The organism is Chitinophaga sp. 10T418, from assembly GCF_056394125.1.
The window spans coordinates 232,235-253,585 of sequence record NZ_JBFTHG010000006.1 but is presented as its reverse complement, the minus strand read 5'-3'; the positions used below and the strand labels follow the sequence as shown (position 1 = coordinate 253,585).

The following is a 21,351-nucleotide window of genomic DNA, read 5'->3' as shown; positions in this document are numbered from 1 at the left end:
TAGATTGGAGATCATCCCCATCAAAACGGGAGGAATGATTTATTGCTCTTCATTTCTCTTCAATATCTCACTAATCATCGGCTTCAGGGTATCATATTCTTTCGTGGTAAAACCCATGCTGCAACTGATTTTCTCCGGAATATCTGCTGCCTGCCTTTTCAGTTGTGCACCGGTTTCTGTTAAGTGGATATTTACAATGCGCTCATCTTCTTTGCTGCGCACACGTTTAATTAACTTTTTACTTTCCAGTCTTTTTAACAACGGTGTTAAGGTACCGGAATCCAGCATCAACAGTTTGCCCAGTGCTTTTACGGACAKCACCTCATGTTCCCACAGCGACAGCATCACGAGATACTGGGGGTAGGTGAGGTCTATCGCATTTAAAAAAGGCTGGTAATGTGAAGTTACCAGCCTTGATAATGCGTATAACGAAAAGCAGAGCTGATTTGATAATTTCAGTTGTTTCAATATCGATAATTTAACAACGCAAAACTAAGCTAATGTTTCGATTAATATTTTTGCAACTTCTGAAGAGGAAGCAGGGTTCTGGCCTGTGATCAGTAAGCCATCCTTTAAAGCGTAAGGGTGCCAGTCGTTGCCCTTACTGTAAATGCCACCGAGTTTCTTCAATTCATCTTCTAACAGGAACGGTACTACGTTGGTGAGTTGCACTGCCTCTTCTTCTGTATTACTAAAGCCAGTTACTTCTTTACCTTTTACCAATGGTTCACCATCGGGCCCTTTTACTTTCACCAGTGCTCCTGGTGCATGACAAACAAATGCTACGGGTTTATGCTGTTTGTAAAATGCCTCAATGAGGGCTATGGAGCTGGGATCGCCGGCTAAGTCCCATAAGGGACCATGACCACCGGGGTAAAACACCGCGTCATAGTCTTCCGCATTTACTTCATTCAGTTTCACGGTATGTGCTAACTTTTTCTGGAGGGCCTCATCCTGTTTAAAGCGATTGGTGTCTGCCGTCTGAAATTCAGCCAGCTCACTTTTCGGATCAATGGGTGGCTGTCCGCCTTTAGGGGAGGCCAACGTTATTTCTGCGCCAGCATCTGCCAGCACATAATAGGGTGCGGCAAATTCTTCTACCCAGAACCCGGTTTTGTGACCGGTGTTACCAAGCTCGCTGTGCGATGTCAGTACAATTAATACTTGCATGTTATGAAGGTTTAAATCAGTGCTAACTCAACTTCTATATTGCCTCGGGTGGCATTGGAATAAGGACATACCTGGTGTGCCTTTTCAATGAGTTCTTTTCCTACTTCCTGGTCTACACCTGGTATTGCTACCTGTAATTTTACCGCTAATCCAAATCCACCATTATCGTTCTTACCCAAACTAACGTTGGCAATAACAGTAGTAGTACCGGTGGTTACTTTTTGTGTTCTGATAACCAGGTTGAGAGCGCTGTCGAAACAAGCGGCATAACCAGCAGCAAAAAGCTGCTCCGGGTTGCTATAAGCGCCACCACTGCCGCCCAATTCCTTTGGCATTCTCACATCGAGGTCTAATACGCCGTCTGAAGATTTAACATGTCCGTTTCTGCCGCCTGTTGCGGTGGCCTGTGCCGTGTATAATTTTTCAATTGTCGCCATGTGATATTTATATTTATTGTGTAAAATTAGATTGTACACAATTGAATACCAAATTTATTTTTCAGTCTCGTATTGTTAACAAAAAAAAGACCACTGATGTTTACCAATGGTCTTTAATATAATATAGCAACACCTCACCAGGCCAAGTCTGTTCAGTTAATACTTCTCACAGAAATTATACGACATCCAGCCAGGGAACGCGCTTAATTCCGTTTTCACAATGCTGATGGGAATTCCCCAGGCTTCAAAGAATGGCGTATTTCGCCAGGTTATCTCAGAAGATGTTTTTGCCCACAGGTCGCATTGCTGCTCATCCGTTTTGATATAATTGCCTTCCTGGTTTTTCTGGCCAGCTCCTGGTATCGGCGAAAGAATGTTTCCCAGCCAACGGCTTCCTGTAACTGCGGGAACATGATCAGTTCAAGAAATGGATCCTGTAGCCCAGCGGCATGTGTTTCTATCTTTCCAGATACTCCTGCTTACTACAAGCATCCCCCTGTAAAGCTTCCTACGCCTTCATTACCGTCCTGCATCCCCATCTCCCTGAAAAAAAATATGGCAGATAAATAATTATTTCTTTACTTTGCGTCATATTGACGTAAACAAATATTGAACCCTATCAGGCAAGATGGAATGGTTAACCCCGCCGGAAATTCCCGATACCCTGATGTAAACAGAAACGACATGAACAGAAATAGACGAATAGAGATTGCATACAACACCCTGAATATAATGGAGGCGGGTAGCTATCAGAACAGCCGCAACGAATCAGTAGATATCAGTGCTGTGTTACAGAAGGCAATCACTAACACGATCCATTATCGCCCGGAAGACTTTACCACTGTATTTGCACAAAGAGATCAGCAGCTGAAAGCCGCTACGCCATATAATACCAACATCACAGTTACCGCTGAAACTACGTTTGCAGCCGCACACCGCCTGATTGTGGACGAAGGAATGACTGATGTTTGTTGTCTGAACTTTGCCTCTGCAAAAAATCCAGGTGGCGGTTTTCTGGGAGGAGCACAGGCCCAGGAAGAAGCACTCTCAAGAGCCAGCGGATTATACGCCTGTCTGAAATCCAAACAGGCCATGTATGATATCAACCGTGCTTATCATACTTGTTTGTATACAGATAATATGATCTATTCCCCGTTGGTGCCCGTTTTCCGGGATGATCAGGATGCCTTGCTGGATCAGCCTTACTGCGTATCTGTGATCACTGCACCAGCGGCTAATGCAGGTGCTATCAGGAATAACGAACCCGAACGGCTAAACGAAATTGCGGCAGTAATGCTTGGAAGAATAGAGAAGTTGCTCTCTGTAGCCGTGGTACAAAAACAAACGACCCTGATCCTGGGCGCCTGGGGTTGCGGCGTTTTCCGGAATAGCGCCGAAGAAGTAGCGCAATGGTTTGCGCATCACCTTCAGCAGAATGAAGTCTTTAAAAACGCATTTGCTAACGTGGTATTCGCCGTGTATGATGCTTCAGCGAAAGCACCAAACCGGTATGCCTTTAATCATAAATTTCAATACAGTGAAATATAATAACGAATGGCTGATCACTAAGTATGAAGCCAAAGAAAAAATAAAATTCCTGTTTTTCTGGGGCCATCGTGCAGCAGCCGATGGAAGTGTTACCCAGAGCTGTTTCAGTCAGTGGTGGCCGGCTGCTTTTAAAGTAAACGACCTCACCTACAAAACAGCTGAACACTGGATGATGGCCGGTAAAGCACAACTTTTCGGAGACCAGGATATCCTGGAAAAAGTGCTGGAGGCTGGTTCTCCCGATCAGGCCAAGAAGCTGGGCCGGCAAGTGAAAAATTTTGATGCCGCCATCTGGGATGCTCATAAATTTGACCTGGTAGTAACCGGCAATTATCATAAATTTTCACAACACCCGGCATTGAAAACTTTTTTAATAAGCACACAGGATCGCATACTGGTGGAAGCCAGTCCTATGGACCGTATCTGGGGTATAGGCATGGCTGCCGGTAACGAACACGTGGAAAATCCCCTAAAATGGCGTGGACATAACCTCCTGGGTTATGCACTCATGGTAGTAAGGGATCAACTTAAATAACATGAACATTAAATCGATCAGTAAATTTCTGAGTCTTATTCTCCGGCATAGCCCGGAAAAAATACAGCTAACGCTGGACGCCCATGGCTGGGCAGATGTAGCCACCTTGCTTAAACAATGCCAGGTACATGGACAACGTCTTACTTTTGTGGAACTGGAAACTGTGGTGGCAGAAAATGATAAGCAACGATTTTCATTTAATGAAGATAAAACACGGATAAGAGCTAACCAGGGACATTCCCTGGAAGTAGCACTGGACCTGCCGATGGCCACACCGCCGGAATTTTTATATCACGGCACCGTTCCTAAATTCATGCAGGAAATCAGGACCCGTGGTCTGCAAAAGATGAACCGGCATCATGTGCACCTTTCCGAAAACCTGGATACCGCAACAAGTGTAGGCAACAGGAGAGGAGCGGCCAAAATACTCACGATCCTCAGCGGACAAATGCATCGGGATGGTATTCCGTTTTATTTATCCGTCAACGGGGTTTGGCTGACAGATGAGGTGCCTCCAGAATATATTCAATAAATCTTATCTTGTGTAGATTGTAACGGCAATTGAGTCAGAGAGATATTACTTTTGCCGCCACCTATCAATCACAAATCAATTATGACTAAAAAGCTCTACCAGCAAATTGATAAAACAATCCTGAAAGGATTGCCCAATCCCTCAAAGGAAAAGTATGAGATGAAGATAAAGGTGCCGGAGTTTACTTTTCTGGGTATGCATGAACAGCCGGATTTTGCCAAATTGTACATCACCTTCTATCCAAAGGGCAGGATCATAGAATTGAAATCGCTTAAGCTATATGTATATCACCTGCGTGATATCATTGTATCCTATGAGCGTCTCATCAATATCATCTATGATCATATGATGGAAGTGTATGAGGCAGATCGCCTGCGGATTACGCTGATCTGTAATCCCAGAGGCGGTATCAGCTCCAAACTGGTGATTGATTCCGACTGGAAAGACAGAGGCGGCGACGAACGCTTTAAAGATTACCCTGAACGTGACGATGAATGGGGAATATTGATGTGAGCTGTTAGCTATTAGCTTTTAGCTGTTAGATTATTATTTGTTAGTCTTCGCTGTATTTACCAGCATATGATAATCTAATAGCTGTTAGCTATTAGCTTTTAGCTGTTAGATTGTCATTTGTTAGTCTTCGCTGTATTTACCAGCATATGATAATCTAATAGCTGTTAGCTATTAGCTTTTAGCTGTTAGATTATTATTTGTTAGTCTTCGCTGTATTTACCAGCATATGATAATCTAATAGCTGTTAGCTATTAGCTTTTAGCTGTTAGATTATCATTTGTTAGTCTTCGCTGTATTTACCAGCATATGATTAATCTAATAGCTAACTACTAAAAGCTATTTTTCGCTACTTTTAAAGAAAAAAATATGTCAATAACTACAGAAGCAGAACTCGCTGGCATGAAAAGGGTGAGCGAAGCAGTAGCTATCACGCTGAAAGAAATGAGGCATTATGCTAAACCGGGCATGACAGCCAGAGAGGTGGATGAATTCGGTGGAGAGATCTTAAATAAATTAGGTGCTAAATCAGCGCCTAAGCTGACTTATGGCTTTCCGGGCTGGACTTGTATCAGCGTGAATAATGAAATTGCACATGGTATTCCTTCTGAGAAGAAAATCCTGCAGGATGGCGATCTCGTGAACATCGATGTATCTGCAGAACTGGATGGTTACTGGTCGGATAATGGTGGTTCCTTTGTTCTCGGACAGGATATCCATCAGCACCAGGCCCTGGTAGATGCTTCCAAAGCTATTCTGTACAAAGCGATTCAGTATATCAAAGGCGGTACCCGCGTGGCAGATGTAGGCAAACTCATTGAAACCGAAGCACGCAAATCAGGATATACCGTTATCCGCAACCTCGCCGGTCATGGTGTGGGCAGAAGTTTACACGAGGCGCCGGATGATATTCTCAATTGCTATGTACGTTTCAATAAAACCCGCTTTAAAAAGAATGCAGTAGTGGCCATAGAAACCTTTATATCTACTGCCTCTTCCTTTGCTAACCAGTCCAATGATGGCTGGACGCTGGTGGGGAACAAAGGCGGTTTTGTAGCCCAGCATGAACATACCATTGTAGTTACCGACCAGGCACCCGTGATACTGACTGCAGCCAACGAAATATGGAACTGATCTTTATTTCAGTTGCAAAGTAACTGCACGGATATTCTTCCGGTCATCCGTATAGGTGATATGCACCAAATCATTTGTGGCGGCGATTATAGCAGGATAGCTGTACTCGCCGCCTTTATGTTTCTCCAGCACATATACATCCTGCCATTGCGTACCGTCGTTTGAGACCGCCACTCGCAGCTCATTGCGGCCGTTGGACCAGTCTTTACCACTGGGCGCCGGATTGTATACCAGCACCTGTAAGCCATCCGGCCGGGTAACGGCATCAATACCGGAGTTAGGATTTAATAAGGATAAACCGGTCACCGGTGTCCACGTAGAGCCGTTATCGTTAGACCAGCTGCTGGCAATCACATTCTGCCTGCTTCTGAAAAGCGCCTGTAACCTGCCCCCGGCGAGGGTGATGATGGTGGGTTGTATTACGCCGAAAGTATCGCAGGGAATATTTATTTTCTGCCACTGATGCCCCGTGCTGTCACTGATTTCCATATGTGATATCCATAGATTGCCTTTTACACTTTCTGTACTGGAAGGATGTAACAGGCGTCCATCGGGCAATTGAATACATTTGTTTTTAATGGGTCCCAGTATGCCGTCCGGCAGTTTTTCGGGAGATGACCAGCTAACGCCGTTATCACGGCTGTACCGCGCCATGCCCCACCACTCCCGTGGGTTAGGACCTACCTTATAAAACAGGCAGAGCAAGCCAGCCCTGGTCCGGAACAATACGGGGTTCCAGCAGGGATAGCGAAGCGTATCGTTTATAATACCATCCGCCAGCTTCACCGGTGCCTGCCATTTGTTTTTTTTATAGAGAGAAGCCCATATTACCACATCTTTACTACCTTCTTCCCGGCCACCAAACCAGGCACTCATCAACTGGCCATCCGGGAGGGCGGTGATGGTAGAAGCATGACTGGAGCGTGTTACAGGTACCGGCATGATGAGGGTATTACTTACCAGCTTCGCCTTTACCTGGGCTTGCAGTGGCAGATAAATGATCATCATCCATAACAGAGAAATATAATATCGCATATGTGCAGGAATATAAATGAGTTGGTTAAATTAAGGAATGCAAGGGGATTATCATAAAGATTGGTAAATTTGCCGCCTTATGTCATTATATACAACAAAGGGAACCGTTACCATCACCTGTAACAAACGCCTGACACCCTTCCTGGAGCAGGAAGTGAAAGATCTGGGATTTACTGTGGAAGAAACATTCGTGACCGGTGTACGGTTGAATGCCTCCCTCAATGAATGTATCCGCCTTAATTTGAACCTGCGCTGCGCCAGCCAGGTATTATACAGCCTGAAACAATTCGAGGCACTGGATGCAGATGAAATATACAGCCACCTGCATACCTATCCATGGGAAACAGTGCTTCCGGAAAACGGCTATTTCTCTATCACCAGCAATGTGCAGAATGAATCCATCAATAACGGCATGTTCGCCAACCTGCGCGTGAAAGATGCTGTAGTAGACCGTATGCGGGAAAAAACCGGTAAGCGTCCATCTACCGGTGCGGAACTGACCGGCGCCGTTATTCACCTGTTCTGGAAAAATGAAAATGCAGAAATATTTGTAGACACCACCGGCGATTCTCTGGCCCGCCATGGTTATCGTAAAATACCTGGCCGCGCCCCTATGCTGGAAGCGCTGGCTGCCTCCACCATCCTGGCCAGCAAATGGGATCGTAAGTCGCCTTTCGTTAATCCCATGTGTGGTTCCGGAACCGTAGCTATTGAAGCTGCGCTGATCGCTACCAACAGCCGTCCCGGACTTTTCCGTGAAAACTATGCGTTCATGCACCTGCAGGGTTTCGATGAGGCCATCTACCTGGCAGAAAGAGGCTTGCTGGAAAAACAGATCGTGGAAGTACCGGAGCTGCGCATCATTGCTACAGATCTGAGTGACATGGCCATCGTCAACGCCCGCAAAAATGCGAAAGCCGCCGGTGTGGAAGATATGATTGAGTTCCGTGTATGCGACTTCGCCAGCACAGAAGTGCCGGAAGGCGCTGCCGGCGTAGTATACATGAACCCTGAATATGGCTTGCGCCTCGGGGAAATTGAAGACCTGGAAGAAACGTATGGCCGTATCGGCGATTTCATGAAGCAGAAATGTGGTGGTTATCACGGCTACGTTTTTACCGGTAACCTCGAGCTGGCCAAGAAAATAGGACTGAAAGCGAAACGCAGAATAGAATTCTATAACAGTACCATCGACTGTCGCCTGCTGGAATACGAACTGTATGCCGGTACCCGCGATGTCAGGAAACTGGCTGCAGAATAAGGAGCAACGCTTCAGGCTATTTCCCGTCTGAAGCGTTTTTTTTAGCGCAGTGCCTTCCGCGCATAAATCCTGGCCCACCATATCAATGTCAGCTGCAAGGTGGCAATATACTGGTTAGTATCCCTTACTATACTCCGCCGGGTAACCGCTGATCAGAGAGTCAATATGTTTACCAAAATGCAACTGTGTATTGCCTTTTAGGTATTCATCGAAAAACATCCCGGTAATGTTCCGGATTACCTGTTGCCTTTTGTTATGTACATCTCCCAACGCAGGCTGCACCTGTTCCGCAATGCTAATCATGGAAGAGAAGTCTTCATGCCTTGCTTGTTTAAATTGCATAAAATATTTAGGAGAGGCAGCGCTGTATTTTTGTATATCATAGATAGAATCTACTTTATAAGGATGCGCTCCACTCAGGTAACAATAGGGAACTTTAATTTTTTCAGGACGTACAGAGGGAACACGCATCATCTCGTTGTAAACCTTGTTCCATTCCGCATCTTCACCGTAGCGGTGTATTTCTGTGCCATCAAAAGATAGCAGGCATTTGAAATCAGGAGACTGCATCGCCGCTTTGGTGATGGCACTGCCTCCCATGCTCCAGCTGAGTAAGCCTATGCGGGAGGTATCAGCCAGCGGTAGCTGCAATAGTTGCTGCCGGGTAAACAGGATATCTTTTACTTGTTCGTCGAGATCAACAGCCGCGCTCATATAGCCGGGGTAAAGTCCTACGGAACTGATAGCGGCTACGATGTAGCCCTGCTGCACCAGCTGATGGAACAAACTGATGTTTTCATAGCTACTGCCATTCATGCCGGCAGCATAAATGATCACCGGATATTTTCGTTTATCCCTGGCCGGTAGCGGTGCCGGGTATATCTCTGTATTATAAAGAAATACGCGGCTGGCGCTGTCCAGCTTGAATTCCTGCGTAATCGCATCTGCAATTTGCTGGCTTTCCAGGTGGCAGCTGTCTTTAGGTAAACTATAATCCAGTCGCAGTGCCGCCATATCCAGGATGTCGCCATAACTAAGCGGAACAGCACCGGATATTTTAGCTGCCGGATAAAAAAGATCAATTTTTACCGGGCGTAATTTTTTATCAAATGAACGGGTGCTGTCGTAAGCCTTGATGCTGTAAAGCCCCGTGTAGTAAGACTTCGGTGGTACCGGTTTGCAGGAGAAAAAAAATAGTACTGCTACAGGAAGTAGGTAGTGCTTCATATGGTAGTAAGTTATTTAACCGGAAGCTAGCACTAAATTTTACGTAAAGTTGATACCCTTACTACTTTAACTTTTCATTGATGGGATTACTTATCTTGATGTACGGCAATAAAAAGGCGCTGCTATAAGGAGCAGCGCTGGTAAACAAGGAATTCCGTTTTATATGACTTCACTCACATTTATCGGCCTGGAAAAACTTTCTTCCAGCGAAATGATCGTTTCTGTGCGTTCTATGCCTTTGATGTGCTGCAGGTCATCCTGCAGAATTTTACGTAACTCTCCGCTGTCTTTACAAATGATTTCCGCAAACATACTGTAGGAGCCCGTAGTATAGTTTAGCCGGACAATCTGCGGGATCTTCAATAATTGTTTTGCTACATTTTCATACAGGGAACTCTTCTCCAGGTAAATGCCGATGAAGGCCAGCACATCGTATCCGATGGCACGCAGATTTACCTGTAAACGGGTGCCCTTGATGACGCCCATTTCATGCAGCTTTTTGATACGGACATGAATAGTACCGCCGGAAACGAACAGCTTTTTTCCTAATTCCGCATAAGAGATCCCGGCATCGGTTGACATTTCCGAGATGATTTGTAGGTCTAATTTGTCAATATTTAACGAGTGGCTCATTTTCGCAACGCAATTTAGAATATTTTCTAAAAATAGGTATTTTTTTGAAATAATCGCAAAATTGATCTGTTTGGGCCATTTTTTCTTTTTAACTCCGGAGAGACGACTCCCTTTATAGAGCCAGGTGTTGGTCTTATGAGGAATATAAGTAATCATAATTTTTAACTAAATTGATGACCAGATACTATTATCCCTTGTAAATTATAATCCATGAAAGCTAATGTGACGAGTAGAACAGCCCAATACATGGCCCTGTTCAGGGCATTAGAAACTACCCGCCCCAAAGACCAACGACTTTTTACAGACCCATTTGCCGCCTGGTTTCTGGATGGCGGTTTGAGAACAGGGGTTTGGCTATGCCGCATTCCAGGCTGGAGAGCTATTGCAGAAAGCATTATCAGGAGAAAGATTCCCGGAGCATTATCCTCAGGTATTGCACGTACGAAATATATTGATGACCTGCTGCAGCGGGCGGTGACAGATGGAGCACAACAGGTATTTATCCTGGGGGCTGGTTTTGATACCCGCGGATTACGCCTGCCATTCCTCGAACACGTTAAGGTAGTAGAGATTGATCATCCCAATACTGCCGCTTATAAGCTGGCTAAACTACGCGCGCATAAAATCCCGGCCAGGGTATTTTATTACCAGATAGATTTCAACAAGCAAAGCCTGGATCAGCTGGGAGCATTAAATAACTTCGATTTTACGTTGCCCACCGCTATCATCTGGGAAGGGGTAACGAACTACCTCCATAAAGAAGCGATAGACAGCACCTTTGCTTTTTTACGGCGTTTTGCGCCCGGTTCGGCCGTAATTTTTACCTATGTTCATCAGCAGGTACTGGATGCGCCAGCGGCCTTTTATGGGGGTGAGAAATTGTTGCAGGATGTAGCCGGCCTGGAAGAGCAGTGGACGTTTGGTTTTGATCCGGCAGCTTTGCCGGCTTACCTGGAGTCGTTCGATTTTAAACTGGAAGAAGATCTGGGAGCGGCGGAATACCGGGAGCGGTACTTACCGGAACGGGTGGAGCAGGGGTATGAATTTTACAGGGTAGCTTATGCCCGTCGCATGGCTGTTAAGGACGAATAGTTAATTGTGCTGTCTTTCTCCATGCTTTCTCCGTATTCGATACATACAGTTCCTGCCAGGTACGCCATTCTTCTGCGGCGGAAAGACCGGTTAAAAAGGTGGTAACGGCTGGCCATAAACGACTGTGCAGCAGTATAGAAGGCAGTGGTAGAAAGAGCAACAGAAATGACACTACCAGTTCTCCGAACCGCTCCTGCAGGGCAGAATGGCTGGCATGGTTAAAAGGAAAGAGGGTAGTTCTGCTGGTAGCATAATGATAAATCATATGCAGTATGGTGAGGTAAATGGAAGTCAATGAAAGGATAGCCGTGAACATCTGTATCGTATTTTATACAAATGTAGAAGGGGCCAAAGAGGGTGGAAATAGCCCGGGGGTGGACAGCCCGCATTTTCCGGTAAACGCGGGATAATTTCCGGTAAAAATGATGCTCAGGCATTCGCGTGTAAAGCCAGCTTTTCGTGTAGCAGCTGGCAAAGCTCCGCAAACTTAGTAGGTTTGGTAATGAAATCAATAGCGCCCATAGACCTGGCCATACTTATTTCATGGGGTTCATCGCTGGTAGAATAAATGATAACAGGAATGTGTTTGAGGGTAGCGGAGGCCTTTATTTTCTGCAAAAAGGCGAGCCCGTTCATTAAAGGCATATTCATATCGAGGAATATCAGATCAGGTGTGCAGATCTCTGCTGTCAGCTGATCCAATGCGTCCTGTCCGTTACCCGCTGCCGCAAAGGATATCTTCTCCCTTACAGCCTGAAGGGCAAGCTTGAAAAATTCCTGATCATCCGGATCGTCATCCACAAGCAACAGGGTAGTTATATCCCGGTTATTGTTAGGGGCCATATATCATGATGCAAGACTACTAATGTACGTTTTATTCCTGTGATATGGCAGAGGAGGTTACAAGTAGCCGTAGTTAAACCTTTTGCCGCACAGGCTTGTTGTTCTGGAGCAACCGGGTAGGTTCCGATAAAACAAATTCTATGAAAGCAATCATCACTGCGGCGCTATTGGGCGCTATCTTATTATTGGGCGCATGTGGTACAACGGTGCATATGACGGGCACCTGGAAAGCACCGGAGGCGCCGGCGGGAGGATATCATAATATGCTGGTGGCAGCACTAACCTCTAATGTAGCCGCTCAACAAATGGTAGAGGCTAAAATGACCGAAGCCCTGCAAAAGCGCGGCGTATCAGCCGGCCGCGGTCTGGATATTTTTCCACCCAAATTCAATCCTGAAAGCGATGCCGACAAAACCGCTGCCGCAGAAAAAATGAAAGCGGCCGGGTATACTTCCGTATTAACCGTTTCTGTAGTGAACAAGGAATCACAGTCGAGATATGTGCCTGGCACCATGTCCTATGCGCCTTATCCCGCCTATGGCTGGTATGGCCGCTTCTGGGGATATTACGGATATATGTATGGAGCCGTTTACTCTCCTGGTTATTACACCACAGATAAAGTGTATTTCCTGGAAAGCAACCTCTATGATTTATCACAGGACGGCAAACTGGTATGGTCCGGGCAATCGGAAACCTATAATCCCAATAGCCTGGAATCTTTTGCCAAATCCTTTGCAGTGCAGGTATCTACTGCCTTAGGCAATGCAGGATTACTAAAGAAATAATTAATTAGTGGCTGTTGTCGTAGTAGGTATTGTCGGTTACTATTTTACCATCATCTACAGTAAAGACAGTACATATTGGAAGATGCCATTTTTTGCCATCAGGGCCGGTACCGGATGATACAAATTCAACGGTGATATGATTTTTATCGCCATACATATTCACGACTTCATCATGCACATCCGGAAACATTTGCTGTAGTTCCTGGTATTTTTTGATCGTCTGAGCGCGGGTATGTTGCACCGGTTCCAGGCCTAAGGAGGGATCGAGGAAGGTAGCGGTATCCTTGTAACAGCGGGCCAGCCGGGGCCAGTCGTGTGCATTAAATGCCTCAAAAAGATCTTTTACTACTACGGTATTGGCGTTGGCAAGACTGATTTTACCACCAGGTTGCACACATCCTGCAAAGGAAATGACAAGTAGCAGAAACAGGTAATTTTTCATGCGGGATTTATTTTGAGCATTTACAAAATACGAAGAAGCCCGCGAAAACAGATTTATAATTTAAATTTGTACCTTAATTATAAATCCTGATTTTTTTATGGAGATGTCACAGCCCGATCCGGAGTTGCTGCAACAGTTAGTAGTGATGAAGATGCCATTTGGTAAATATAAAGACGTAATCCTTTGCGACCTTCCTGTAAGCTACCTGGAATGGTTCCAGCGTAAAGGCTTTCCACAGGGCAAGTTAGGCATGCTCCTGGAAACGATGCTGGTGATTAAAATGAATGGTTTGGCCCAGTTACTGGATCCGCTGAAAAAGAAGAGATACTGACACTTATGATAGCCCTATAACGGGCATGGTGCTACGAAGCTGAAAATGTAAAAGGGCTGTTTCTTATTAAGAAACAGCCCTTTTAATAAAGTTCCTTTGTTGGCAGGCAGGTCAGAACCAGCTGGTATTTTGTTCTTCCTCCTCATGAGGACCGGCAACGTCTGCCGGTGCAGATATTTTTAACTCTTCCGCTTCAGTGGCGTGTTCGGTTTTTTGTACCGGCTGCACATTTTTGCGGATAGCTCCTTCTACGACAGCACCTTCCTCTATTTCAAGCACCATGGCATTTACATCGCCCTTTACCAGGGCTTTATTGCTGATATGCGCTTTATTACTGATGTAAACATCGCCATACACTTTTCCATGTACTACCAGGTCGGCAGCATAAATGTGGCCGCGTATACTTGCCGTTTCACTCACTACCAGCTTACCACTGGTCTTTACATCGCCCCGCACATTGCCATCTATCCGACCAGAAACGGAAGCATCAATGCTGCCATTCACGGATACTGTTTTAGGGATACGGAAAGCTCCGGGAACAATTATATTTCGGAAAATATGTCTGACGTTGATCACACGTAAAAATTAGAGGGTGATGGGATTAGGATTAGTATTTGGATTCGGTGTTGTGCCGGGTGTATGTTGTGCCTGATCGTCAAAAGTAGAAACAATAGAGCTGGAGTTACCAAGATCCAGACCTACACTTCGCTGTGGTTTGTTATCTGAAATTCTTAATGAGTTATAAAGATAGCCGATACTCATGAGTTTTTCAGGCTCAGGTGCTACTTCTACCGGAATAAAATCACGGAACTCTTCTACAAAAGCATCGGTGAGCTCACGATAGTGGGCGCCGCCACCCATCAGGTATATTTTTTCGCAGGTTTCAAAATCCAGATCTGTAAAGTAACTACGCATCAGGGGAGAAACCACCTCTTTGTAATATTGGGTCAGCACACCTTTACGCATATCCCGTAGATCAATACGTTTGCGGTTAGTGAAGATGGAGCCTTTCATAAAGGCGTCATCCACCTGGTGTTCATTTTTCATTTCCAGGTAATGCTTCTGGTTCAGCTCACGGGTAAGATTATTAATCGCATAGCGGATACCATGGGAGCTGAAGCAGGTGCGGTGAATCAAACCATCGCCGGTAGCCATACCACCTTCGATAGTGCCGAATCCAAAGCTGATGGCGATGAAGTTATCCAGCTGAGGCTCATTGATGGTTTTCTTTAAACCAATGATGCCACCTACAATTTCAGGGATGACTTCATACTTTTCAATATCAAACATGGCCTTTTTGAAAGAACCTTTGGTATTGTAAGTTTGTGTATCGTAGTCTATCAGGAAATGTCTTTTACTTAAAAACTGTTCCGCAGCTGTTTTGTAAATGTTATAGGTAGAGAAGGGAAAGCCAACTGTCAGTGCGATGGGTTGTTGTACTTTATCAATAGTATTCAACAAAGCAGCTTTAAACAGTATTTCATAATCTTCTTCACTGGGCGCCGCATTGGTAACCCTGCCCGGATTGATACCACCTCTTCTGGCAAGATTGCCCACCAGGTACCATGTATCATCCTTTTTAATTTTTAACCCATTGAGCAAGTCCTTACTTGAGTTTTCTGTGTTTCCGAATGCGGTCTCAAAAACGCTTGGGAAGCTGGTTGTAGATACTTTCATAGTGCTTTGTTATAAATAACGAATGTGGCCGTGACTCTCCTGCGGGAGGGTTTTCATCGGGATTGAAATAGCGGTTAAAGATATAAAATATTAGAACAAGGGGATGACAACCAATGAATTTACGCTAAATTTAATACAGTGGTCTTGAATTAACAACAACTAATCGATGGAAAGGGAAAATAAAATGACCGTTTTTTCGTTAGATACCCGTCCCCGTCCCTTATCTATACTCACGCTCATACTTATTTACATGAAGTACCTGGTACTGATTGCTATCATATTGCTCTTTGCGTGTCATTCATCTCAGAAAGTATACACGGCACCCGCAGTAGGGGCAGAAGCACAATTTGACCGGGGACTAAGACCGGAAAAGCATCCTAAATATCTCTTTGATAAAAAAACAATGAAGGATATGCAAAGGCAGGGAGCTGCCAGCAACTATTCCTCCAAACGCCGTAGTAATAAACCCACTATTCCTTTACCTTCCAAAAACGGTGCAGGTAAAGATAGTACAGCAACTCCGGCAGACAGCCTCCACATGGCTGCTGATTCTTTAAAGGCGCCCATTGTCCCTGCAGATACCACTCACACTCCATTTTGACCGGATTCATATTAAGCGCTTGTCTGCGGTACATTTTCCCGGTAATTCCCTACATTTGAAGCCACCGCTTTTAATTAGCTTATGAGGAAATATTGTATTTTTTTGCTGCTGCTGATGGTCGCGCAGCAAGGCATCGCCCAGACCCCATTATATATGCCGCTCAGCATCCGCAAGGCATATGATCAGCAAACCCGCACCTACACCGGAGCTCCGGGGAGTAAATATTGGCAGAACAAAGCAGTCTATGATATCCGGGTAACTTTTGACCCCGCTACCAATCTTGTATCCGGTACAGAACAAATCAGCTACGTCAACAACAGTCCTGATACCCTGAGTATGGTAAACTTTAAACTGTTTCCCAATCTCTATCAGAAGGGCGCCATCAGAAGCATGGGCATTGCCCCGGATGATCTGACAGATGGGGTACTCATCAAAAATATGAAGGTAAACGGTACAGACAGACCAATGTCCGTACGCCCCCGGGGAACTAATATGCCGGTAAGCATACCAGCGTTGTATCCTGGTCAGACAGCCCGCTTTGACCTGGACTTCTCCTACACCCTCAATGAAAACACACATATCAGAACAGGAGCCGTTGATACCGGTGCTTATTTTATCGCTTACTTCTTTCCACGTATTGCCGTTTACGATGATGTCAACGGCTGGGATATGATCCCGTACGTTGGTACGCAGGAGTTCTATAACGACTTCAGCGATTTTCGTGTAGCCATTACAGTTCCGGGCAGCTACCAGGTATGGGCTACAGGCGACCTGAAGAATACCAGTGAGGTATACAACGACAAATATGTACAACGCATTGCGGCAGCAGAAAAAAGCAATGATATCATTGCCGTGATAGACAGTAACGATGTCCGCGCCGGTAATATCTCGCGGAGTAAAGGCTCGCAAACCTGGCATTACGAAGCAAATAACGTGACCGACTTTGCGATAGGACTCAGTAATCATTACTTATGGAATGCTACCAGCGTGGAAGTAGATGCAGCAACAAAAAGACGTACCCGCGTTGACGTAGCCTTTAATGCCGCTCATGCCGATTTCTTTGATGTGGTACGTTACGCCCGCATCACTGTTGATAAAATAAGCCACTACTTTCCGAAATGGCCATTCCCATATCATCACGAAACCGTGTTCGATGGATTGGATCAGATGGAATATCCTATGATGGTGAATGATAATCCCCTGGCGGATAAAGCGCAGGCGATTGAACTCACTGACCATGAAATATTTCATACCATTTTTCCTTTTTATATGGGAACCAACGAAACTCTCTATGCCTGGATGGATGAAGGCTGGGCTACTATCGGGGAATGGATTATTTCACCTTGTATAGACAGTACCATCATCGATGACTATGGTATGGCACCTTATAATTATGTTGCAGGTAAAGCCGCTGATCTGCCTATCATGACGCCTTCCAATCAAACAACAGATGCCTATGTCACCAATTCCTATCCCAAACCAGCGCTGGGATATCTGTACGTAAAAGATATGCTGGGCGACAGTCTTTTTCTTAAAGCCTTGCATCATTATATGTCTCAATGGAATGGCAAACATCCACAACCCTATGATTTCTTTTACTGCATGAATACCGGCGCAGGAAGAAATATGGACTGGTTCTGGAAAAGCTGGTTCTTCGATAATGGTTATCCGGATCTGGGTATCCGCAGCGTCACCCAAAAAGGGAAACAAGGGGTAGTGGAGATTATTTCCAAGGGCAACAAACCGGTACCTGTAGATATTACTGTGTTATTTGAAGATAATAGCACCGCGAAAATACACAGGAGTATTGCCTGCTGGGAAAAGGGCAACAAAACGGTATCACTCGCGTTTCCATCTCCCAAAAAAATAAAAAAAGTAACCCTGGGCAGTACCTGGGCAGCAGATATTGATAAAGGTGATAACGTGTATGAAAGGCGGTAAGCAGAAAGCGGTAAGCTGAAAGCAAAAAGCTATTGTAGCGAATATCCAATAATCATCCACTTCAATAGCTTTTTGCTTTATGCTCATCATTAGAGTTTATCATAGTATAAATAGTACAACTTCTGATAGCTGCCCCCTACAATGCCTAATCCTCCGGAAGTATTGCTTTTGAGTTGAATGGCCTGTATAAGGCTGTTCAGCCCGGGATTGCGCTTCACTTTTTCGTAGGTGAGCAGGAAATCATAATACTCTCTGGAAACAGATTTTACATATACCAGCACCCTTCCTACAGGAGGAATCGCGTCTTCCGGATTGGTACTGAGTGCCGTAGCATTGATGTAGAAATAAGTAGTTAATGGTTTGCCTGCCTGGGTAAACAGGATGCTGTTATAGTTTTCGTTTAGGCCACCCACCTGGTTATTGTCTGCATTTTCATCCTGCGTATAGCAGGGAATACGGAGATAGTCGTTCAGGAAAAAACTGTCTTTCCTGGCATTTGCGCCGGGGGAATTTTTCACCTGCTCGTACAAATCTTCCTGTTCGCTTTTACGGTATCTCACACCCTGGTACATAAACGTAGTATCTACATCTACACTCTGTTTCAGCGCCTCCATGACGATATATTGTTTTACTCCCGGTAACGGATATACGGTGAAATGAAAACGTAAAACCGGGCGGCCATTCAGCAGTGACCGCAGCGTATCCAGTAATTCCACCCTGAATGGAGGTGGGATAGTAGCCATGGCGGTAATGGATTTGAGCGATGGAACATCTACCTGTAGTTTATAGTTTCTGGCTGCATCGAGCTTTGTTTTACCCCGGTAAACGCTCATGGGATTAGAAGAGTCATTTACATATGTGAGGGTTTCCAGCAGTGTTCCGTTCTTATCCATCAGCTGAACATTGGCGTTTTCTACCAGCTGAAATCCATTATCAAGATAAGGGCCGGATACGGGTTTGCTCTTGCCTACACGCACCTCAGGAATGCCATTGGCAACCAGCTCACTGTAAACCACCGCCCTGGGAGTACCGTTTGTACGAGGAAGCGGTAATTCCTGCTCACATCCCAGCAGCAATATCATACACACAATTGGCAATAATGTAAACCCGTATTTCATGACTAAAATTTGAAAGTATAACTGAGATAAGGTAATGCTCTGAATAGACTGTACTGATACAATTGCAGTGAAGACACCTCGTCATATTCAAAGAAAGAGAACTGGTCAAAGCTTACAATAAACGGGTTGCTGCGATTGTAAATATTATACACTCCCGCCGAAATCACATGCTTGAAACGCCTTTCATTACCGAGGTTAAGTGTAGCACCTACATCCAGGTGATGCACCGGATTTAAGCGGTAATTATTCAACCTGGCTATATAAGGCAGATAATTGACCTGATAGGTGGAGAAGGGCGAATAGCGCTCATCCAGGTAGCCTTTGATATTACGGCTCCAGTCAAAATCGGGGAATATTTGTACAGGTAAAGTAAATGGCGCTCCGGAGGCGAATTTATAGGTAGCAGAAACATTCCATTTCGGATTGAACCGGTACTTAAGTGCCAGGGAAAGATTATGCCGGCGGTCTTCTTTATAAGGAAACATTTTACCGCCGTTCAGCCGGTCAAACTGCCGCCAGGCCCAGGAAAGCGTATAAGAAAAAATACCTGTCAGCTTGCCTTGTGTTTTTTCCAGTTGTAACTCACTGCCATAATTATAACCATTGCCGGCAATGACTTTTTTCTCCCATAGATCGGAGTTATCGAATATATTCAATACGGTATTGGTGGTAACAATATTTTTAAGCTGTTTGTAATAAACGTTTACATTAAATCGCCATGTGTTGTTCCACAGCCGTTGGTAGGAGAGGCCGTATGAAAAGGCCTGCTCCGGTTTAATGTTTTCTGTACTGGGTACCCACAGATCAGTGGGCAGATTGATCACTGGTGTGGTCAACTGGTGCACGAACTGGGTCATTTTGGCAAAGGACAACTGGATGTATTGCGACTTGGGTAGCTGCCAGCGTACCATGAGGCGTGGTTGCAGACTGGTGTAAAACGAAGTTTTCTGGGCAAGGGCGCCAAAATGCAGTCCGGGCCTGACTATCAGGCGATCGTTCAACAGGCTGAGTTCATCTTCCCCATAAACAGAGAACTCGGACATATAATAAATAGGCGCCTTCCGCTGCGTAGCTTCTCCCGCAGAAATATTGTTATGATATGCAGTGGGTGCAAAGTTGTGGTAGGTATAACCACCACCGAAAGAGATATGTTGCCAGTTGCTGACATTGTATTCTGTTTCGTTTTTGATCGCAATATCTCTGACCCTGGAAACGCCTTTACCCTTTACTGTCGAGGAGTCATCAAAGGAAAGGGGGACGATCGTATTCTGGGTGAATACATTATAAAAACGACTGTAGGTAGCAATGGTGTTGGTGAATATTTTTGGATTGATTACCCTGGTCCACTTTACGGCCGCGGTGATATTACTCCAGTCAAAATTGTAATCATCAAACAGCACTGTAATAGGCCGGATGCTTTGGATAAACATTTTATCCTGTCCCTTATAAAAGCTGACGTAAAGCCTGTTTTTATTATCAATAACCTGGTTTAGTTTGAAGTTTACATCGTATAAGTAATACTTGCCGTAGTCGCTCAGATACCTGGCTCCATACAATACATCTACCAGGGATCTTCGTATCGAAAGAGAAACTGAGCTTTTATCTTTTACAATCGGACCTTCCAGTAATACATTGCCGGAAACGGGGCTTAGCGTCAAACTCCCATGCCATTCCTTCATATTACCGTCTTTGGTACGAATATCCACCACAGAAGAAAGACGGCCGCCGTAACGGGCAGGGAAAGCGTCTTTATACAATGACACGTCTTTTACCGCATCACCATTAAAAATAGAAAAGAGACCAAAAAGGTGACCAGTATGATAAAGTGGAACGCCATCCAGCAGGTAGAGATTCTGATCAGCTCCACCGCCTCTGATCAGCAGGTTGCTGCTGCTTTCCAGGGAACTGCTGGTACCAGTGTACAGCTGCAGGGACTTCAACACATCTTTTTCTCCCAGGAGGGAGGGAAAACTGGATACATAAGTCACTGGCATATTGATGTATCCGGATTGGGAAGTTATCGCTTCTTTTTCACCATTTACCACCACGGTTTGTAACATACTACGGACTTCCATATGTATGTCCAGCTGGCCTTCGTCAGGAGGGGGGAGGTGCTGGAAAACCGGTTTATAGCCTATATGCGAAAATACGATTCCCTGGCAGGTGTCAGGCACCTGAAGACTGTAAAAGCCGAAGGCATTGGTTTCTGTACCTTTCCTGGTAATAGGATCATATACAGATGCCCCGATAATGAGCTCATTGCTGTTAATTTCTTTTACAAAGCCGCTGATGGTATAATACTGGGGCTGGGAGTTTTCCCGGAGCAGGAATATTTTTCCATTCAGCGCAGCCGCCTGTATGCCGGTTCCCTGTAAGATGGTACTTAACACTTCCCCCGTTGTATGCTCGGTTCCTGTTAGCTGAACCTTTTTATTCAGGTGCAGGAAACTGGAGCTATAGGATATATTGATCCCGGTTGACTTTTGTATATGCTGTATG

The 21,351-nt window shown here is 45.1% G+C and carries 24 protein-coding genes; 11 read left to right on the top strand and 13 right to left on the bottom strand.

Annotation, left to right across the window (positions count from 1 at the left end):
* Nucleotides 1-39 precede the first annotated feature (39 nt).
* Genes AC1DCV_RS19270 through AC1DCV_RS19260 form a run of 3 tightly spaced genes read right to left on the bottom strand, consistent with a single transcriptional unit; the run spans nucleotide 40 to nucleotide 1,607 of the window.
* The gene (locus AC1DCV_RS19270; RefSeq protein ID WP_477024676.1) at nucleotides 40-468 is read right to left on the bottom strand and encodes a MarR family winged helix-turn-helix transcriptional regulator; all 429 of its coding nucleotides are present in this window, start codon (nucleotides 466-468) and stop codon (nucleotides 40-42) included.
* A 24-nt stretch (nucleotides 469-492) separates the two neighbouring features.
* Nucleotides 493-1,170, bottom strand: a complete 678-nt coding sequence (locus AC1DCV_RS19265; protein ID WP_477024675.1) for a type 1 glutamine amidotransferase domain-containing protein — start codon at nucleotides 1,168-1,170, stop codon at nucleotides 493-495.
* An 11-nt stretch (nucleotides 1,171-1,181) separates the two neighbouring features.
* A complete protein-coding gene (locus tag AC1DCV_RS19260; protein WP_477024674.1) occupies nucleotides 1,182-1,607 on the bottom strand; it encodes an organic hydroperoxide resistance protein in 426 nt (141 codons plus the stop codon).
* A 684-nt stretch (nucleotides 1,608-2,291) separates the two neighbouring features.
* Here AC1DCV_RS19260 and AC1DCV_RS19255 point away from each other — a divergent pair.
* The 5 genes from AC1DCV_RS19255 (at nucleotide 2,292) to map (ending at nucleotide 5,866) form a co-directional block, all read left to right on the top strand.
* Nucleotides 2,292-3,155: a TIGR02452 family protein gene (locus tag AC1DCV_RS19255; RefSeq protein WP_477024673.1), complete on the top strand. Its 864-nt coding sequence runs from the start codon at nucleotides 2,292-2,294 to the stop codon at nucleotides 3,153-3,155.
* On the top strand, nucleotides 3,145-3,690 hold the full coding sequence (locus tag AC1DCV_RS19250; RefSeq protein WP_477024672.1) for an NADAR family protein: 546 nt from the start codon (nucleotides 3,145-3,147) through the stop codon (nucleotides 3,688-3,690). Before AC1DCV_RS19255 ends, AC1DCV_RS19250 begins: the two co-directional genes overlap by 11 nt.
* A 1-nt stretch (nucleotide 3,691) precedes the next feature.
* Nucleotides 3,692-4,222 carry an RNA 2'-phosphotransferase gene (locus AC1DCV_RS19245; RefSeq protein ID WP_477024671.1) on the top strand — a complete coding sequence of 177 codons (531 nt, stop codon included), beginning with the start codon at nucleotides 3,692-3,694 and terminating at the stop codon, nucleotides 4,220-4,222.
* Nucleotides 4,223-4,303: 81 nt separating this feature from the next.
* On the top strand, nucleotides 4,304-4,735 hold the full coding sequence (locus AC1DCV_RS19240) for a preQ(1) synthase (protein ID WP_441574972.1): 432 nt from the start codon (nucleotides 4,304-4,306) through the stop codon (nucleotides 4,733-4,735).
* A gap of 366 nt (nucleotides 4,736-5,101) precedes the next feature.
* Nucleotides 5,102-5,866, top strand: coding sequence for a type I methionyl aminopeptidase (gene map / locus AC1DCV_RS19235; protein WP_477024670.1), 765 nt, complete (start codon nucleotides 5,102-5,104; stop codon nucleotides 5,864-5,866).
* Between the two features lie 3 nt (nucleotides 5,867-5,869).
* Here the strand turns inward: map and AC1DCV_RS19230 are convergent, their stop codons facing one another.
* A complete protein-coding gene (locus AC1DCV_RS19230; RefSeq protein WP_477024669.1) occupies nucleotides 5,870-6,901 on the bottom strand; it encodes a sialidase family protein in 1,032 nt (343 codons plus the stop codon).
* Between the two features lie 79 nt (nucleotides 6,902-6,980).
* On the opposite strand from AC1DCV_RS19230, the gene AC1DCV_RS19225 reads away from it, so the two are divergent.
* The gene (locus AC1DCV_RS19225; protein WP_441574975.1) at nucleotides 6,981-8,162 is read left to right on the top strand and encodes a THUMP domain-containing class I SAM-dependent RNA methyltransferase; all 1,182 of its coding nucleotides are present in this window, start codon (nucleotides 6,981-6,983) and stop codon (nucleotides 8,160-8,162) included.
* 114 nt (nucleotides 8,163-8,276) lie between these two features.
* On the opposite strand, the gene AC1DCV_RS19220 is transcribed toward AC1DCV_RS19225, so the two are convergent.
* Entirely contained in the window at nucleotides 8,277-9,389 is a 1,113-nt protein-coding gene (locus AC1DCV_RS19220; RefSeq protein ID WP_477024668.1) for an alpha/beta hydrolase family protein, read from the bottom strand.
* 159 nt (nucleotides 9,390-9,548) lie between these two features.
* On the bottom strand, nucleotides 9,549-10,022 hold the full coding sequence (locus AC1DCV_RS19215; protein WP_133809612.1) for an Lrp/AsnC ligand binding domain-containing protein: 474 nt from the start codon (nucleotides 10,020-10,022) through the stop codon (nucleotides 9,549-9,551).
* Nucleotides 10,023-10,232: 210 nt separating this feature from the next.
* On the opposite strand from AC1DCV_RS19215, the gene AC1DCV_RS19210 reads away from it, so the two are divergent.
* Nucleotides 10,233-11,114: a class I SAM-dependent methyltransferase gene (locus tag AC1DCV_RS19210; RefSeq protein WP_477024667.1), complete on the top strand. Its 882-nt coding sequence runs from the start codon at nucleotides 10,233-10,235 to the stop codon at nucleotides 11,112-11,114.
* Here the strand turns inward: AC1DCV_RS19210 and AC1DCV_RS19205 are convergent.
* Together AC1DCV_RS19205 and AC1DCV_RS19200 are read right to left on the bottom strand one after the other, a co-directional pair.
* A complete protein-coding gene (locus AC1DCV_RS19205) occupies nucleotides 11,101-11,430 on the bottom strand; it encodes a hypothetical protein (protein WP_477024666.1) in 330 nt (109 codons plus the stop codon). The genes AC1DCV_RS19210 and AC1DCV_RS19205 overlap by 14 nt on opposite strands.
* Nucleotides 11,431-11,543: 113 nt before the next feature.
* A complete protein-coding gene (locus AC1DCV_RS19200; RefSeq protein ID WP_477024665.1) occupies nucleotides 11,544-11,957 on the bottom strand; it encodes a response regulator in 414 nt (137 codons plus the stop codon).
* A 140-nt stretch (nucleotides 11,958-12,097) separates the two neighbouring features.
* On the opposite strand from AC1DCV_RS19200, the gene AC1DCV_RS19195 reads away from it, so the two are divergent.
* Nucleotides 12,098-12,742, top strand: coding sequence for a DUF4136 domain-containing protein (locus AC1DCV_RS19195; protein WP_477024664.1), 645 nt, complete (start codon nucleotides 12,098-12,100; stop codon nucleotides 12,740-12,742).
* 4 nt (nucleotides 12,743-12,746) lie between these two features.
* On the opposite strand, the gene AC1DCV_RS19190 is transcribed toward AC1DCV_RS19195, so the two are convergent.
* Nucleotides 12,747-13,184, bottom strand: coding sequence for a nuclear transport factor 2 family protein (locus AC1DCV_RS19190; protein WP_477024663.1), 438 nt, complete (start codon nucleotides 13,182-13,184; stop codon nucleotides 12,747-12,749).
* Nucleotides 13,185-13,281: 97 nt separating this feature from the next.
* Here AC1DCV_RS19190 and AC1DCV_RS19185 point away from each other — a divergent pair, with 97 nt between their 5' ends.
* Complete coding sequence (locus AC1DCV_RS19185; protein ID WP_133809618.1) at nucleotides 13,282-13,515, top strand: DUF3820 family protein; 234 nt, start codon at nucleotides 13,282-13,284, stop codon at nucleotides 13,513-13,515.
* 111 nt (nucleotides 13,516-13,626) lie between these two features.
* Here AC1DCV_RS19185 and AC1DCV_RS19180 read toward each other — a convergent pair whose 3' ends face one another.
* Together AC1DCV_RS19180 and AC1DCV_RS19175 are read right to left on the bottom strand one after the other, a co-directional pair.
* Entirely contained in the window at nucleotides 13,627-14,091 is a 465-nt protein-coding gene (locus AC1DCV_RS19180; protein ID WP_477024662.1) for a bactofilin family protein, read from the bottom strand.
* A gap of 9 nt (nucleotides 14,092-14,100) precedes the next feature.
* Nucleotides 14,101-15,192 (bottom strand): ParM/StbA family protein, encoded by a 1,092-nt coding sequence (locus tag AC1DCV_RS19175; protein ID WP_477024661.1) that lies wholly within the window; start codon nucleotides 15,190-15,192, stop codon nucleotides 14,101-14,103.
* Between the two features lie 166 nt (nucleotides 15,193-15,358).
* On the opposite strand from AC1DCV_RS19175, the gene AC1DCV_RS19170 reads away from it, so the two are divergent.
* Together AC1DCV_RS19170 and AC1DCV_RS19165 are read left to right on the top strand one after the other, a co-directional pair.
* Nucleotides 15,359-15,793 carry a hypothetical protein gene (locus AC1DCV_RS19170; protein ID WP_477024660.1) on the top strand — a complete coding sequence of 145 codons (435 nt, stop codon included), beginning with the start codon at nucleotides 15,359-15,361 and terminating at the stop codon, nucleotides 15,791-15,793.
* 81 nt (nucleotides 15,794-15,874) lie between these two features.
* Nucleotides 15,875-17,734, top strand: coding sequence for a M1 family metallopeptidase (locus tag AC1DCV_RS19165; protein WP_477024659.1), 1,860 nt, complete (start codon nucleotides 15,875-15,877; stop codon nucleotides 17,732-17,734).
* Nucleotides 17,735-17,823: 89 nt separating this feature from the next.
* Here the strand turns inward: AC1DCV_RS19165 and AC1DCV_RS19160 are convergent, their stop codons facing one another.
* A complete protein-coding gene (locus tag AC1DCV_RS19160) occupies nucleotides 17,824-18,852 on the bottom strand; it encodes a DUF4249 family protein (protein ID WP_477024658.1) in 1,029 nt (342 codons plus the stop codon).
* A 2-nt stretch (nucleotides 18,853-18,854) separates the two neighbouring features.
* Nucleotides 18,855-21,242, bottom strand: coding sequence for a TonB-dependent receptor (locus tag AC1DCV_RS19155; RefSeq protein WP_477024657.1), 2,388 nt, complete (start codon nucleotides 21,240-21,242; stop codon nucleotides 18,855-18,857).
* Between the last annotated feature and the right edge of the window lie 109 nt (nucleotides 21,243-21,351).

Bases quoted from the DNA above. Each gene is read 5' to 3' on its own strand.
- AC1DCV_RS19255 (WP_477024673.1), top strand. From the start codon at position 2,292: ATGAACAGAAATAGACGAATAGAGATTGCATACAACACCCTGAATATA.
- AC1DCV_RS19160 (WP_477024658.1), bottom strand. From the start codon at position 18,852: ATGAAATACGGGTTTACATTATTGCCAATTGTGTGTATGATATTGCTG.
- AC1DCV_RS19240 (WP_441574972.1), top strand. From the start codon at position 4,304: ATGACTAAAAAGCTCTACCAGCAAATTGATAAAACAATCCTGAAAGGA.
- AC1DCV_RS19185 (WP_133809618.1), top strand. From the start codon at position 13,282: ATGGAGATGTCACAGCCCGATCCGGAGTTGCTGCAACAGTTAGTAGTG.
- AC1DCV_RS19195 (WP_477024664.1), top strand. From the start codon at position 12,098: ATGAAAGCAATCATCACTGCGGCGCTATTGGGCGCTATCTTATTATTG.
- AC1DCV_RS19220 (WP_477024668.1), bottom strand. From the start codon at position 9,389: ATGAAGCACTACCTACTTCCTGTAGCAGTACTATTTTTTTTCTCCTGC.
- AC1DCV_RS19175 (WP_477024661.1), bottom strand. From the start codon at position 15,192: ATGAAAGTATCTACAACCAGCTTCCCAAGCGTTTTTGAGACCGCATTC.
- AC1DCV_RS19205 (WP_477024666.1), bottom strand. From the start codon at position 11,430: ATGTTCACGGCTATCCTTTCATTGACTTCCATTTACCTCACCATACTG.
- AC1DCV_RS19190 (WP_477024663.1), bottom strand. From the start codon at position 13,184: ATGAAAAATTACCTGTTTCTGCTACTTGTCATTTCCTTTGCAGGATGT.
- AC1DCV_RS19165 (WP_477024659.1), top strand. From the start codon at position 15,875: ATGAGGAAATATTGTATTTTTTTGCTGCTGCTGATGGTCGCGCAGCAA.
- AC1DCV_RS19260 (WP_477024674.1), bottom strand. From the start codon at position 1,607: ATGGCGACAATTGAAAAATTATACACGGCACAGGCCACCGCAACAGGC.
- AC1DCV_RS19225 (WP_441574975.1), top strand. From the start codon at position 6,981: ATGTCATTATATACAACAAAGGGAACCGTTACCATCACCTGTAACAAA.
- AC1DCV_RS19230 (WP_477024669.1), bottom strand. From the start codon at position 6,901: ATGCGATATTATATTTCTCTGTTATGGATGATGATCATTTATCTGCCA.
- AC1DCV_RS19265 (WP_477024675.1), bottom strand. From the start codon at position 1,170: ATGCAAGTATTAATTGTACTGACATCGCACAGCGAGCTTGGTAACACC.
- AC1DCV_RS19210 (WP_477024667.1), top strand. From the start codon at position 10,233: ATGAAAGCTAATGTGACGAGTAGAACAGCCCAATACATGGCCCTGTTC.
- map (WP_477024670.1), top strand. From the start codon at position 5,102: ATGTCAATAACTACAGAAGCAGAACTCGCTGGCATGAAAAGGGTGAGC.
- AC1DCV_RS19245 (WP_477024671.1), top strand. From the start codon at position 3,692: ATGAACATTAAATCGATCAGTAAATTTCTGAGTCTTATTCTCCGGCAT.
- AC1DCV_RS19215 (WP_133809612.1), bottom strand. From the start codon at position 10,022: ATGAGCCACTCGTTAAATATTGACAAATTAGACCTACAAATCATCTCG.
- AC1DCV_RS19170 (WP_477024660.1), top strand. From the start codon at position 15,359: ATGGAAAGGGAAAATAAAATGACCGTTTTTTCGTTAGATACCCGTCCC.
- AC1DCV_RS19200 (WP_477024665.1), bottom strand. From the start codon at position 11,957: ATGGCCCCTAACAATAACCGGGATATAACTACCCTGTTGCTTGTGGAT.